Source organism: Paraburkholderia sp. Cy-641 (genome assembly GCF_011752945.1).
GTDB lineage: Bacteria > Pseudomonadota > Gammaproteobacteria > Burkholderiales > Burkholderiaceae > Paraburkholderia.
This window is the reverse complement of the sequence record NZ_VWWM01000053.1, coordinates 1-14,060: the sequence shown is the minus strand read 5'-3', so window position 1 is coordinate 14,060 and position 14,060 is coordinate 1. Positions and strand designations below refer to the sequence as shown.

Annotated in this window: 11 protein-coding genes and 1 pseudogene; 4 read left to right on the top strand and 8 right to left on the bottom strand. The window is 61.6% G+C overall.

Translation table 11 applies throughout. The features are described 5' to 3' along the window. Positions 1-62: 62 nt before the first annotated feature. The 7 genes from F3J20_RS24600 to F3J20_RS24570 form a co-directional block, all read right to left on the bottom strand. Positions 63-1,226 carry a mandelate racemase/muconate lactonizing enzyme family protein gene (locus F3J20_RS24600; RefSeq protein WP_167284792.1) on the bottom strand — a complete coding sequence of 388 codons (1,164 nt, stop codon included), beginning with the start codon at positions 1,224-1,226 and terminating at the stop codon, positions 63-65. Then, complete coding sequence (locus tag F3J20_RS24595) at positions 1,223-2,107, bottom strand: DeoR/GlpR family DNA-binding transcription regulator (protein ID WP_167048119.1); 885 nt, start codon at positions 2,105-2,107, stop codon at positions 1,223-1,225. Before F3J20_RS24595 ends, F3J20_RS24600 begins: the two co-directional genes overlap by 4 nt. A 143-nt stretch (positions 2,108-2,250) precedes the next feature. Continuing rightward, complete coding sequence (locus F3J20_RS24590) at positions 2,251-2,679, bottom strand: RidA family protein (protein ID WP_167048122.1); 429 nt, start codon at positions 2,677-2,679, stop codon at positions 2,251-2,253. 47 nt (positions 2,680-2,726) lie between these two features. Then, the gene (locus F3J20_RS24585) at positions 2,727-4,367 is read right to left on the bottom strand and encodes a hydantoinase B/oxoprolinase family protein (protein ID WP_167284791.1); all 1,641 of its coding nucleotides are present in this window, start codon (positions 4,365-4,367) and stop codon (positions 2,727-2,729) included. Beyond that, a complete protein-coding gene (locus tag F3J20_RS24580; RefSeq protein WP_167284790.1) occupies positions 4,364-6,418 on the bottom strand; it encodes a hydantoinase/oxoprolinase family protein in 2,055 nt (684 codons plus the stop codon). Before F3J20_RS24580 ends, F3J20_RS24585 begins: the two co-directional genes overlap by 4 nt. A gap of 25 nt (positions 6,419-6,443) precedes the next feature. Continuing rightward, the gene (locus F3J20_RS24575; RefSeq protein WP_167284789.1) at positions 6,444-7,775 is read right to left on the bottom strand and encodes an FAD-binding oxidoreductase; all 1,332 of its coding nucleotides are present in this window, start codon (positions 7,773-7,775) and stop codon (positions 6,444-6,446) included. 47 nt (positions 7,776-7,822) lie between these two features. Continuing rightward, on the bottom strand, positions 7,823-7,966 hold the full coding sequence (locus F3J20_RS24570) for a hypothetical protein (protein WP_167284788.1): 144 nt from the start codon (positions 7,964-7,966) through the stop codon (positions 7,823-7,825). A gap of 709 nt (positions 7,967-8,675) precedes the next feature. On the opposite strand from F3J20_RS24570, the gene F3J20_RS24565 reads away from it, so the two are divergent. The 4 genes from F3J20_RS24565 to F3J20_RS24550 all read left to right on the top strand — a co-directional run bounded on the left by F3J20_RS24565 (position 8,676) and on the right by F3J20_RS24550 (position 13,642). Further along, entirely contained in the window at positions 8,676-9,620 is a 945-nt protein-coding gene (locus F3J20_RS24565; protein ID WP_167284787.1) for a LysR family transcriptional regulator, read from the top strand. Positions 9,621-9,696: 76 nt separating this feature from the next. Continuing rightward, positions 9,697-10,851: a mandelate racemase/muconate lactonizing enzyme family protein gene (locus tag F3J20_RS24560; protein ID WP_167048135.1), complete on the top strand. Its 1,155-nt coding sequence runs from the start codon at positions 9,697-9,699 to the stop codon at positions 10,849-10,851. A gap of 165 nt (positions 10,852-11,016) precedes the next feature. Further along, complete coding sequence (locus F3J20_RS24555) at positions 11,017-12,123, top strand: mandelate racemase/muconate lactonizing enzyme family protein (protein ID WP_167284786.1); 1,107 nt, start codon at positions 11,017-11,019, stop codon at positions 12,121-12,123. 97 nt (positions 12,124-12,220) lie between these two features. Then, positions 12,221-13,642 carry an MFS transporter gene (locus F3J20_RS24550; RefSeq protein WP_167048141.1) on the top strand — a complete coding sequence of 474 codons (1,422 nt, stop codon included), beginning with the start codon at positions 12,221-12,223 and terminating at the stop codon, positions 13,640-13,642. A 300-nt stretch (positions 13,643-13,942) separates the two neighbouring features. Here the strand turns inward: F3J20_RS24550 and F3J20_RS24545 are convergent. Continuing rightward, positions 13,943-14,060: pseudogene (locus F3J20_RS24545) on the bottom strand (IS5/IS1182 family transposase); the annotation flags it as partial.

The following is a 14,060-nucleotide window of genomic DNA, read 5'->3' as shown; positions in this document are numbered from 1 at the left end:
GTCTCTCTCCAGGTTATCTATTCGGTTGTCTTGTACTTCGACCGGGTTGCCGCCGCGGCCGCTCAGCGCGATGGGCCGCCGATGCGTTCACACAGGAATGGCGCGAGTGCGTCGCGATTGAGTTCGGCGCCGAGCCCGGGTCCTTCGGGCGGACTCAGGTAGCCCTCCTTGACCGACGCCTCCGGCGCATCGCGCACCGTGTCGATGTAGCCGTCGTGAAAGCGGAAATACGGATACAGCTCGAGCATCGATATATTCGGCAGGTTGATCGCCAGATGCCGGGCGACCTGGGTCGCGAGCGGACTGCCGCACACATGCGGCGCGACGCGCATTCCGAATGCTTCGGCCATGGCGGCGATCTTCTTGGTTTCCATGATGCCGCCCGTGTTGCACGGGTCCGGCTGGACGATGTCGACCGCGCGCGTCTCGATGAGCGCACGCATCTGGTGGCGTCCATAGTTGCGTTCGCCCGCTGCGAGCGGAATCGACGTGCGCGCGGCGACCCACGCCATGGCATCGGCATCGGACGGATCAGTGGGTTCTTCGACGAACTGAATGTCGTACGGCTCGAAGCGGTTGCACAGCCTCGCTGCTTCGGCGGCGCTCAGTCCGCCGCTCAAATCGAGCATCAGGTCGACATCCGGACCGATCGCTTCGCGTACCGCTTTCACGCGTGCTACCGCGAGATCGGCCTGCTCGCGTGTAATGGAGCGCTGGCTGACGTGGCGCATGTTCACGCCAAGCATCTGGCCGAGCGGATAGAACTTGAGCGCTGTGTAGCCGTCGGCGAGCGGACGCTCGGTGGCCCGGGCGAATTCGTCGGGTGTCTGCGCGGCGTCGTACCAGCCGTTTGCATAGCAGCGAATGCGATCATTGACTGCGCCGCCGAGCAATTGATAGACCGGCAGGCCGCACGCGCGACCCTTGATGTCCCAAAGCGCCTGCTCCAGTGCGCTCAACGCGGCGAACACGATGGTGCCGCCGCCCTTGGCCCAGAACGTATGGTCGTATACGTGTGTCGAAAATGCTTCGATACGAGCGGGATCACGGCCGATCAGATCGGGTGCGAGATCCTTCAGCATGCCTGCGGCGGCATGGGCGCCGCGTCCGTAGGCCACGCCCGCTTCGCCGATGCCGTTAATCCCTTCGTCGGTGCTGACCTCGACGATGATCGGATGCAGCTTGCCGCTGCGAGCGAGATAGATATCGACTTGCGTGATCTTCATGGCGGACCGGGTGGGGAATCACCGGCGAGGTCGGACGCCGCGTCGTCGAGCTGCACGCGCGTCACCTTCACGCCCAACTGCCGGTATTGCTGGAACTCGTTGTCCGCAAGACCGTCGTCGGTGATGATTTCGTTGATGTCGGCAACGTCTGCGATACCGTGGATCGCACGTCCCGCGAACCGGCTGCTGTCGATCATGAGCGTGGTCTTGCTCGCGGCGCGGATCATCGCCCGCTTGAGCGTGACCAGTTCAAGGGACGTGTCCGACACGCATTCGTAGTCGACCGCTTGCGCCGACAGAAAGCACTGGTCGACCCGCATGTCATGCAAAAACGACATGCCCGGCTCGCCGAGCAGCGTGTACGCGCGCGGCCGGCACTGGCCGCCCGGTACGATCAGCTTTACGTGCGGCTTGCGCGTCAGCAGGCTCGCGACCATCAGATCGCAGGTCACCACGGTCAACGAGATGTCGAGTTCGCCGACCACTTGCGCAAACTCGTGCATCGTCGAACCGGTATCGATAAGAATGCTCTGGTCCTCGGAGAGCCGTTTCGCCGCTTCGACTGCGATCGCGCGTTTCTCTTCCGACGCCGTGTAGCGCGCTTCGTCGACGCTCGGCTCGTAGGTCGAACGCTGACGGATGCGCACTGCGCCGCCGTGCGTACGCCGGACCACGCCACGCGCGGCGAGCGCGTCGAGATCGCGCCGGATGGTCGACACCGATGCATTGAACAGGCGCGACAATTCCTGATTCGACCCGCCGACGTTCTGCTCGAACCAGTCGATCATGCGTTGCTGACGCTCTGCCTGAATCATGTCCTCCGGCATGCCGTCGGACTGCGTTTCAGGCTCCTTTTTGCCGTTGGCCGTCATCTTCGTCATCTTCCTTTCTCCTGAAGCATCGCCTAAAGTCCTCGGAGGATACACGAAGTGATAACGCGAACTGGCCGGCCAGGCGAGGCCAGTGCGCGCCGCTTTCCGGCCCCCGCGCAAGCTGCTCGCGGAACGCCGGGCCGGGACATCCGTTACAGGCTTACGCGCATTTTCTCGGTGCGCGCCGCGCCTGCGCCGCGATACGCGGTGACTTCGATTTCGACCAGATATTCCGTGCCCGCGAGCGGCGTCGCGGTGATGGTCGCGGCCGGATCGATGTCCTTGAATTTCTCCGAGACGACCGCCATCACGGCTTCCTTATGGTCGAGGTTCGGTATCGCGATACGCGAGCGCACCACGTCGGCGAGACTCGCGCCGACCGCCTTCAGCGCACCTTCGATGTTGGCGAAGCATTGCAGCGTCTGCTCGGCCGGGTCCTTCGAGATTTCACGCGTGCGGTAGTGACGGCCCGCGGTGTTCGCGACCAACACCCAGTTGTCGACCACCACGGCGCGCGAGTAGCTGTTTTTGTCTTCGTACACGCTGCCTGACTTCAGTTTCTGCACCTGTAGCTCAGCCATCTAAAAAGTCTCCATGAAGGGAAGGTTGCTTCGAAGAGCGATACGGATCACTGCGTCTGTAGTGCGAGTTCGCCATACTCGCGCCGCGCGAAGGCATCGGAAATGCGCTGCTCGACGAGATCGCGCCGCAGGTCTTCGGGCTTGCGTGCTTGCGGCGGACCGTAGCCGCCGCCGCCCGGCGTCAGGATCTCGACGATGTCGCCGCGCTTCAGCGGCGTCGTTTTGCCCGCCAGCGGCGCGCCGTTGACGCTGCACGACGAGCCTTGCGCCGCGCCGCCGCCTTCGAGGCCCCACGGTTGCGAGCCCAGCCGCGACGTCTCGACGTTGATCTGGCAAGCGCGTTCGGCGCGATACACGCGGCGCAGCCCCATGCCGCCGCGCCAGGTGCCGGCGCCTGCCGAATCGTTGACGAGTTCGTAGCGCAGCAGCGTCAGCGGATATTCCTGTTCGAGTGCCTCGACGGGGAGGTTCGACGTGTTGGTCAGATGCACGTGAATGCCGCTCAGGCCGTCGGCGGTGGGCCGCGCGCCGCCGCCGCCGCCGATCGTCTCCAGATAGACCCAGAGTTCGCCGTTATCGGTGCTGCCGCTGAACACCGCCGCGGCGCAGCAGCCGTTGCCGGCCGCCATCACCTTGTTCGGCAGCGCCTGCGCGAGTGCGCCGTAGATCATGTCCGACACGCGCTGGCACGCGGACAGCCGGCTGTTGACCGCCGCCGGATGCTCGCAGTTGAGCAGCGACCCTTTCGGTGCCTCGACGCTGATCGGCCGCGCGAGACCCGCATTCGGCAGGATGGTCGAATCGATGATCGCCTTCACCGCGTAGTAGCAGGTAGCCAGCAGGCCGGTGTAGATGACATTCAGCGCGTTGCGCATCTGCGGCGGCGCGTCGAAGGCAAGATGCATCGAGTCGCCCTTGATGGTGATGGCCACACTCAGGTCGAGCGAGCCTTCGAAGTGCAGGCTGTCGAAGCGGTCGGTGAAGCGATAGGTGCCGTCGGGAATCGCCGCGATGCCGGCGCGCATCTTGCGCTCGGCGTAGTCCTGCAGTGCCTCGCCGGCGCGCAGGATGCGCTCGGTGCCGTATTTCCCGCACAATGCCTGCAGGCGCTGCACGCCGACGCGGTTGGCGGCCATCTGCGCGCGCAGATCCGACAGCCGTTCGTGCGGCACCTGGCAGTTCAGCAGGATCAGTTCCTGCACATCCTTCTGCAATACGCCTTCACGATAAAGCCTGACAGGCGGGATACGCAGGCCTTCCTGATAGATGTGCGCGTGGCCGCGATCGGCGAAGTCGGCGTGGTGCGCGGTGTTGATCGCCCACGCAATCAACTGGTCTTCGAAGAACACCGGCTCGGCAAGCACGATGTCCGGCAGGTGCGTGCCGCCGCCTTCGTACGCATCGTTGCCGATGAACACGTCGCCCGGACGGATGTCCGCGAGCGGAAAGCGCTTCATGATGTGCGGCACGGTCTCGAGAAAGCTGCCCAGGTGCATCGGGATGTGCTCGGCCTGGCACAGCGTGTTCCCCGAACGGTCGAAGATCGCGGTCGAGCAGTCGCGGCGTTCCTTGATGTTGGTCGAGTAGCTCGAGCGCACCAGCGCTTCGCCCATTTCCTCGGTGATCGATGCGAGCGCGCTGCCAACGACTTCCACCGTGATCGGATCGATAGACAGGGTCGTGTTCATTTCTGCATTTCCAGAATCAGATTCAGATAGGGGTCGACGCTCGCGCGCATGTTCGGCAGCACAACGGTCGTGGCGTCCATCTGCTCGACGATGGCCGGGCCCGTGAAGGTATTGCCCGACGCGAGCTTGTCGCGGCTGTAGACCGGACAATCGACGAATGCCGCGGCCTCGGCCATGTAGACCTCGCGCCGGCCGATCTGCGCATGGCTCGCATCCGGACCCACCGCCGGCGCGGGCGTGAACTGCGCCTTGGCGACACGCCCGACGGCCTCGACACGCAGTGTGACGAGCTGGATCGTTTCGCCCTCGGCAACGAAGCCGAAGCGCTGCCGGTGTGCGTTTTCGAAGCCGCTCGCGAGCAGGTCGAGCGTGGCCTGGGTGATCGGTCCCGGCGGCACCGGCACCGATAGCTCGTAGTTCTGGCCGTGATAGCGCATGTCGGCGGTGCGTGTGATCGACTGGCGATCGGACTCGATGCCTTCGCGTGCAAACCAGCCCTGAGCCTGCGTGTCGAGTTCCGCATAGCCGGCTTCGAGCGCATCGAGCGACGCCGCGTCGAGCCGCCGCACGCGCGACAGGGCGAAGTCGGCGCGCAGGTCGGTGAGCAGCAGACCGAGTGCACACAACGCACCCGGCGTGAGCGGCACGATGATGCGCGTCATGTCGAGTTCCTGCGCGAGACGCGCCGCGTGCAGCGGTCCGGCGCCGCCGAATGCCATCAGCGTGTAGTCGCGCGGGTCGTGGCCGCGCTGCACGCTGATTACGCGAATCGCCTTGGCCATGTTCGCGGTCACCACCGAGACGATGCCCTGCGCGGTCTCCATCACGCCGATGCCGAGCTGATCCGCGAGCTTCTGCATCGCATCGAGCGCGAGGTCGCGGCGCACCTTCATGCGTCCGCCGAGAATCTCGACTGGATTGAGCGTTTGCAGCACGATGTTCGCGTCGGTCACGGTCGGCTCGCTGTTGCCGCGGCCATAGCAGACCGGGCCGGGATCGGCGCCGGCGCTGCGCGGGCCGACTTTCAGCAGGCCGCCGCTGTCCACATAAGCGATCGAGCCGCCGCCCGCGCCCACCGTATGGATGTCGAGCATCGGCGCCTTGATCGGATAGCCGTGTACATTCGCTTCGCCGGTCAGCGCGCACTGGCCGCCTTGCAGCAGCGCGACGTCGCTGCTCGTGCCGCCCACGTCGAACGTGATCAGATTCGGAAAGCCCGCGAGATTGCCGATTTCCTGCGCCGCGACCACACCCGTGCTCGGCCCGGAGAGGACCGTGCGCACCGGCAGTTCGGCGGCCGTGTCGAAGCCGATGACGCCGCCGTTGGATTGCGTGAGTTGCGGCGCGACGCGCAAACCCAGATCCTCGAAGCGATGATGGAGGCGCTGGATATACTTCTTCATGATCGGGCCGAGATACGCGTTGACGACCGTGGTCGACAACCGTTCGTATTCGCGGAATTCCGGCGCGATCTGATGGGATGCGCAAATGAACACATCGGGCAGGATCTCGCGAACGATTTCCAGCGCACGGCGCTCGTGCTTCGTGTTCAGGAATCCGTACAGAAAGCAGACGGCGACCGCCTTGACATCCTCGTCGGCCATCTTGCGCGCGGCGGCGCGCAGACCTTCTTCGTCGAGTTCCAGTTCGATTTCGCCGTTCGCGCGCAGCCGTTCCTTGACTTCGAGACGCAGATCTCGCGTGACGAGAGCTTGCGGTTTTTCCGCGTACATGTCGTACAGACTCGGGCGTTTCTGACGGCCGATTTCGAGCAGATCGCGAAAGCCGTCGGTGACGACGAGGCCGGTCTTCACGCCGCGCAGTTCGATCAGCGCATTGGTCGCGACGGTCGTGCCGTGGCCGAGAAAGCCGATATCCTGTGCCTGCGCGTCAACGGTTCCAAGCCCCTCGGTCACGCCGTTGGCGATGCCGAGCGAAGGGTCGGCCGGCGTCGACGGTACTTTCCATATCTGCACGCGGCCACTCGCATCGTCGAACATGCAGACGTCGGTGAAGGTGCCGCCCGAATCAACTCCTATTCGCCAAGCCATGTGATTGCTTCCTGAGTCAGAGAGGTTAAGCCGCCATCAAACCGGCAGCTGAAAAACGCGCGAATCGTTCGAAGCGGAACGGCGCCGGATCGACCAGCGGCGTTTCGTTCATCACCAGTTGCGCCATCAGCTTGCCGGCGCCGGGGCCGAGGCCGAAGCCGTGCCCGGAAAACCCGGTTGCGATGAAGAAGCCGGGCAGTGCGGCGAGAGGTCCAATGATCGGCACCGCATCGGGCGTCACATCGATCATGCCGCCCCACATCTGCAGGATGCGGGCGTTCGCAAATGCCGGGAATGCCTTGGCCAGGTTCGCGAGGCCGTTGCGGATCACCGCCTCGGACGGTTTGGGATCGAGGATGCGATGCTTCTCGAACGGCGTGATCGCATCGAGTGCCCACTGGCGCGGCGTACGCCACTCGTCGATGAACTGCCTGTCGAGACGCAGCTTCAGATCGGCGCGGTTGCGGCGGAAACGCGACCAGTATTCCGGGAAGAGCCGGAAGCTGTCCGGTACGATCGGCACTAGCGTCGAGTTGCGCATGGCGATCGTGTAGCCGCCGTCGAGCCGCTGGCGGAACGAGAAGTTGTCGGCACCGACAGGCATCGCGGTGGGGCCGTTGACGTCGCTGATGCGCGCGGCGCTGCCGAGCACCTTGAGTTGCGGCAACTCGAGGCCGAACGAGCCCGCGAACAGGCGCGACCACGCGCCGCCCGCCAGCACGACCGACGAGCAGCGGATCTCGCCGTGCTCGGTGACCACACCGCTCACGCGCCCCGCTTCGCGCTGGATGCCGCGCACCGCACAACGCGTCGCGATATGCGCTCCCGCTCTTTGCGCGGCATGCGCGATCGCGGGTGCCGCCATCAGCGGCTCCGCTCGTCCGTCGGTTGCCGTGTGCATTCCGCCCGCGAATGTGGTGGAACAGCCGGGGACATATTGCGCGAGATCGTTCTTCCCGAACAGCACCGTATCGATGCCGTATTCCCTGGCGTGCCCGATCCATTCGCGGTACTCGGCCATCTGCGCTTCGTTGCGGCACAGATAGGTGATGCCGGTCTGACGCAGGCCGGTTTCGGCGCCGTACTTCGGCTTGAGTTCGTGCCACAGTCGCAGGCTCTCGATCGACAGCGGAATTTCCGCCGGATCACGGCCCATCTGACGTACCCAGCCCCAGTTGCGCGCCGATTGTTCCGCACCGATCAGTCCTTTCTCGCAGACGACGACGCGCACGTTCTGCTGCGCGAGATACAGCGCCGTGCACACACCGATGATGCCGCCGCCGATGATGACGACCTCGGCCTCGGTGGGCAGTGGTGTTGCGCTGTTGGCGATCGGGTCTGGAATGATCCTGCTCATGGGGTTCCTGTGTTTTTGCGAATGCGATGGAAAGCGAGTGCTGGCGGCTACAGCGTGTCCTCGGATCGGCAATCGACGGGCAGTTCCTCGATCGCCAAACCGGTGCCGCGGTTTGCGCCGCAGACCTGCACGACGGAACCGGCCACGCGACGCGGGGATGGCGGGTTCGGCGACAGGGATTGAGAAAACATCGGTGATCGTTTTAGGTTGATTGTGGAAGAATGTGAGATATCTTATGAACGTTTGTGATTGATTAAAAATAAGTATTTTCCCTGTGACGGTCCTGGGGAATTCCCGCGTTAGCGCAAGAATTCCGGGTATTCCCTGTAAAAAAGAATTCATGCAAGCGAACGACTGGTCTTTTTTGAGATGTGAAAGTGTCTCTTCGTTGATGGAAGATTGTGATCGATTTTGTTGGGTGGCAGGATTTTCTGTGAAAAAACTTCATAATCTATCGTGAGGCGGTCAGATATGGCGATGCCCGCACGTTCGCAACGGAATTCGAGTCGTGGCTTTGCGACAAATCAAAGATCGGATTAGTCGGCAACTTTGAGGCGTGACATCGCCGACCGCTACCTCGTACATGGATAGTGTGAGGGAGCGTTGAGGAAGCCTGAGTTATTTTCGGAGTTCAGTCGTATCGAAAGACGCGGTCAAACGACGAAGCTTTTGCGTCATCCTGTAGCAGGCGGCGATCCGTAACAGAGGGAGTCAAATCCGGTGGGACGTTGCGGGCGGGTCGTGCGGGTCGTGCGAGTCGGCTGTCTTCCGCCAGTTGGGCCTCACGCGCTATTCCGGATACTTTCTTGGGGCAAGGCACGGAAACGGCTCGCCGGATGCCGCGCCATATAATCGATACATCTCAACCACCAGCGGATCAGCCAGGCTGACAACGTAAGCATGAAAACGCTCGAGATGTTGCGTGCCCTCGATCTGGAATCCGCTCGTCTCTTCCTCATCGCCTATGAGGAGGGGAGTCTCACGCGAGCGGCCGAACGCAGCAACATTGCAGTCTCGGCCGTCACCAAACGCCTCCAGGAGCTCGAATACGTCTTCGGCGTATCGCTGTTCAACCGGCACGCGCGAGGCGTTACGCCGACGCCCGCCGGCGACGAATTCGCGAGACAGGTTCGCCTGCTGACACAGCGCCTGAATGAAACCGCCAGTGCGATGAGAGAGTTCTCGGAGGGAATTCGCGGACGTGTGCGGGTGGCCTCCAGTCAGTCGGCGATCGTCGGTGGCCTCGCCGCCTTCGCCGGCAGGTTTATCCAGGCAAACCCGGAAATTGCCGTGGATGTGCACGAAATCCACGGCTGGTCACTCGTTTCTGAAATCGAAAGTGGCCGCGCCGATCTCGCCCTCAGTCTTTCGGTATTCGACGTGCCGTCGTCGATCGCGAAAGTGCCGTACAAGGAAACCAGTCTGGTCGTGGCCGTACCGAAAGACCATCCGCTCGCCACACGCCAATGGGTCAGGTTCGAGAACCTGATCGACTTCGAGCACGTCACGCTCGGGCCGAAAAGCGCGCTTTGTTCGTTCCTGGTCAATCAGGCAGCCAGTCTCGGGCATGAGCTGAAGTACCGCGCGGTCTCCTCTTTCGATGTCATGCGCTCGATGATCGCTGCCGGCCTTGGCATCGGCATTCTTTCGGAAATCATGGCCATTCCCTTTGCGGGAAATCCGGACGTGCGCTGCATTGCCCTGCGGGAAGAATGGGCACCGCGAAGCATCCAGATTTACTACCGCGAAGATCTCATTCCCCCGTCGGCCCGCCTGTTTCTGAAAGAGTTGCTGATTTCTGCAGGCCACCGTTCTCCATCGGTGAAAGCTGGTTTGATGAAATAGAAATATCTCGTCCCTGCTCTCCTCCTATACTGCTTTGCAATTGAAAATCTGTTTTGTATAGGTGGAGAACAAATAGATGAAGATTGCAAGCGTCACACCGATTTTCGCCGATCGCTTTCTGTATGTGAAAGTCACAACCGAGGACGGACTGACAGGAATCGGCGAATCCGGCGCATGGGGCCAATATGAAGCCAGTGCGGCAGCCATGGTCAAGTGCGGAGAGTATCTCGTTGGACGAGACGCGCGCCAGATCGAACACCACTGGAATGTATTGCAACGCGCGAATCATTTCACCGGCATGGCCATCATGGGCGCGATCTCCGCAATCGACATCGCCCTGTGGGACATCAAGGGAAAAGCACTCGGCGTTCCGGTCTACGAATTGATCGGTGGCCAGATGCGGCATAAGGTGCGTCTTTACGGACATGTGAAAGCGCGCACCAAAGCGGAGATGCTCGACGAAGCGCTGCTGCGCAAAGAGCAGGGATTCACCGCGCTAGGCCATCTCAACCCGTTCCTCGATGAGGATTACGATCGATATTTCCGCCCTCATGCGAAGAAGATGGAAGAGGCCGTGGGTGTCGTTCGGGAACTTCGCGAAGCGCTTGGTCCCGACGTCGATCTCTGTATCGAGCTGCACCGGCGGCTCAATCCCGCCGAAGCCGTCACCTTTGCGCGCAGTATCGAGCCGTACTTCCCGATGTTCTTCGAAGACCCGCTGAAACCGACCGGCGTGGATGCGATGTCCTGGGTCGCGGATCACATTCCGGTGCCGATTGCCACCGGCGAGCGCTTCTTCAACATGCACCTGTTCCAGTCGATTGTCGCGCGGCGCGGCGTGCAATTCCTGCGCCCATCGATAGGTCTCTGCGGCGGCATCACGGGAGCGAAAAAGATTGCGGCTCTGGCCGAGGTCAACGACATGGAAGTCGTGCCGCATAACCCTCTGTCGCCGCTTAATCTGGTCGCCGAATTGCATCTTGACGCGACGATTCCGAATTTCGCCATTCAGGAATATCCGTCGTCGTCAAAGAACCTGCATGGGACGACCCAACTGCCTGGCCGCGAAATGTTTACCGATTTCCCGGAGCCGAGCAGCGGATTTCTCGATATCCCGACCGCACCCGGACTCGGTATCGACTTCGTCCCCGATATCGAGAAGCGCTTTCCGAAGGTCAATCGGCCGCTCGACATGCGTCCTCATCTCGATGGATCGGTCATCGAACAGTAAGGACCTTTCGTCATGGGCCAGCCCGCGCTGGCCAGGACGAGCGAGGTCGCGAGTCTATGTTCGATCGCAACGTCTAAGCGCGGCTTGTCATTCATGTCCGCCCTGCCTGATCGGGGAAACGTCGATGCCTCGCAAGCTCACGTTTCCCGCTTAAACAGAGCCCCCATGAAGATCAAAAGCGTTTCGGTTATCGCCCTCGAGATCCCGCTCGCGCGCAGTTTTGGCGGGAGCAAATACCGTGTCGACAAGCGGTGCACGATCATCACGCGGATGGAGACCGACACCGGGCTCGTTAGCGAAGTGTATAACGGCGACAACCGGACACATATGCGCGACGTGGTGGACATCATCGAGAAAGAACTGGCGCCGATGCTGATTGGCGAGGACGTTTTTGCCGTCGAGCGCCTCTGGCAAAAAATGTTCAAGGCGGCCGAATGGAATCGCGACCGCAAGCTGGTCATGGAAGCGATTGCCTGCATGGACAGCGCGATCTGGGACCTTCTCGGTAAGGCCGCGGGCGTCAATGTATGCCGATTACTCGGAGGCTATCGCCAGGCGTTGCCGCTTATCTGCATCGGCGGCTACTACGAGGAAGGCAAGACGCTCCGGGATCTTGGCGACGAAATGGAGCGGCTTCGCGAAGCCGGACTGGCCGGATGCAAGGTCAAGGTCGGTGGCCTGTCCGCCGAGGAAGACGCCAAACGGGTGGAAGCCGCGCGCAAGGGCGGCGGCGACGAGTTCTGGATCGCGGTCGACGCGAATCGCGGCTGGCCTGTTTCCGAAGCGGTCAAGTTCGCCCGCCTCGTCGAGCAATACAACATCGCGTGGTTCGAGGAGCCGTGTCTTTGGTACGACGACGCCAGCATGATGGCCGAAGTGCGCCGAAGAACGTCGATTCCGATCGACGCGGGACAGAGCGAAATGAGCGCCAGCGGCGTACGGCGGCTGATCGACGCAGGCGCCGTCGACATCATCAACTTCGATGCCTCCGAAGCCGGCGGGATCACGGAATGGCGTCGCGCAGCGGCACTTGCCCAACTCCACGGCCTGCGCGTGGGGCATCACGAAGAATCACAGATCGCGATGCAAATGATCGCATCGATTCCACACGGTGTTTGCGTCGAATGCTTCGAGGCCGACCGCGACCCGATCTGGGCCGGTCTCATTGCCAACCGTCCCAATCCGGTCAACGGCACGATTGCCATTCCGCAAGAACCAGGATTCGGACTCCAGCTGGACTGGGAGATGGTCAAGCGCTACCGGGTGAATTAGCAACCGCCGCTGGCGGCTTCAATAAAGAAAAATACGGGATCGTCTCTCTGCGATTTTTATCTTATTGAGGAAGAGCCGGGTCATGCAAGGAGGAGACGTGGACGTGCTATCGGAACAAACGGAAATTGATGCATCGACCAAAGTAGCGCGCCGGGTCATTTTCGCACTCAGCCTCGCGACCGTTGCAGAAGGGGTGTTTATCGGCGGAATTCTGCCGGTTATTCCCGCCATCGTGCACAGATACCAGATCACCTCCGGAGAGGCGTTCTGGCTGAATGCGGTGTATCTGCTGGCAGTCGGCGTGACGTGTCCGGCACTCAGCCGTTTAGGGGACATTCACGGCCACAAGAAGCTGACCGTTCTGACGATCATCGTCAGTATCATCGGCATCGCGCTCGATGTGGTGGCGCCGAATTTCGGCGTCTTTCTGGTCGGACGTTTCCTGCTTGGATTCTGCCCGGCGATTACGCCGCTGGCGATCGGTATCTTTCGCAACACCCTGAAGGAAGAGGCGGCGCTCTACGGGATAGGCGCGCTCGCCGCGGCCATGACGGTGGGCCACGCAATCGGGCCGGTTCTCGCCGGCTATGTGCTTGGCAGCACGTCGGGCATCGGCTGGGTGTTTGCGAGCTGGATTGCGTTGCTGGGTCCGGCAGCGATCGCCATCGTCTTTCTTGTGCCGACCTCTTCTCTTCCCGACACGCGCCGTACCATGGATTGGCTGGGCGCCATCATGTTGGGCGTCGGCGTTGCCGCGATCCTGTTCGCATTCGCCTATGCGCCCAAGTCGGGATGGGGGAACATCTTCGTGCTCGGCGCCATTATCCCGGGCATTGCCCTATTGATCGTCTGGTACGCGTATGAGAAACGCACGGAGTTTCCTCTCGTCGATCTGCGTATGCTGAATAACCCGAATGCACGGCCATACTATGTGTCGAGTTTTCTTTGGGGAATCGCGTATTACGGATCGCAGACGACCGTGGTGCTTTTTCTCGTTGCCTCGCATGAGAAACTCGGATTTGGCTTCTCCGTCTCCGTCCTGACACTCGGCTGGCTTCTTCTTCCGCAGTACCTGGTCACCATAATCGGTGCGCTAGGTGTTGCCAGAATCGTTCGGTCGTTGGGTGGGTACAAGGTCTGCGGGCTGATCGGCGGCACGACGCTGGGCCTCGGCTTCGCCGGTATGATCGTTGCGAACCACGTACTCTGGCAGTTCATGTTCTTCAGCATGATGACGGGCTTTGGCTCCGGCCTGTTGCAAACGACGCTGTCCGGTCGGGTCAGCCAGGTGTGTCTGCCCGAGGAGCGGGGCATCTCGGCGGGTATGTATCAAACCCTGAAGAACATCGGCGGAGCCATGGCAAGTGCTTTCGGTTCGGCGATTTTCGCGGCATTTCTGATCGACGGAACGAAGATCGCTTCGGAGCGCGCTTACATCATTGTTTTTTGCGGCTGCCTGCTTGTGTCGATCTGTATCGTGGCTGCGCTGCTCACCGAACGTTCTGACTATCAATCATAAATTCGGCGATGCCGGTATCTTGTCCGTCATCGCGAACCCGTCGACACTGGCGAACCATTAAGACAAAGGCGCACTCCGCGATCCGGCAATGGATCTCTCCATTCGGTCTTTCCCGGAATGGTTGAAGCGACCTGCGCGAGAGCCCGTCACATTCAATGAACGCTGATAAGAAGTGACTGGACGCTCATGCCGGGAATGGCAGGGATGCATCGGCATGCAATGGTCACCACGATATAGCTGGCGTTCTGCTTGCAGTACCAGTTTGTCTCCTTACAAACTTTAACGGGCGACTAGAGCGTGTTAGGCACTTTGGATAATGGGCACGGCATGAACAAGCATGAGCATAGCGAAGACGACGAAATGCAAGCCTGCCAGGGTTTCGGGCAGGCGTTCGTAGTCGCGTGCCAGCCGCCGGAAG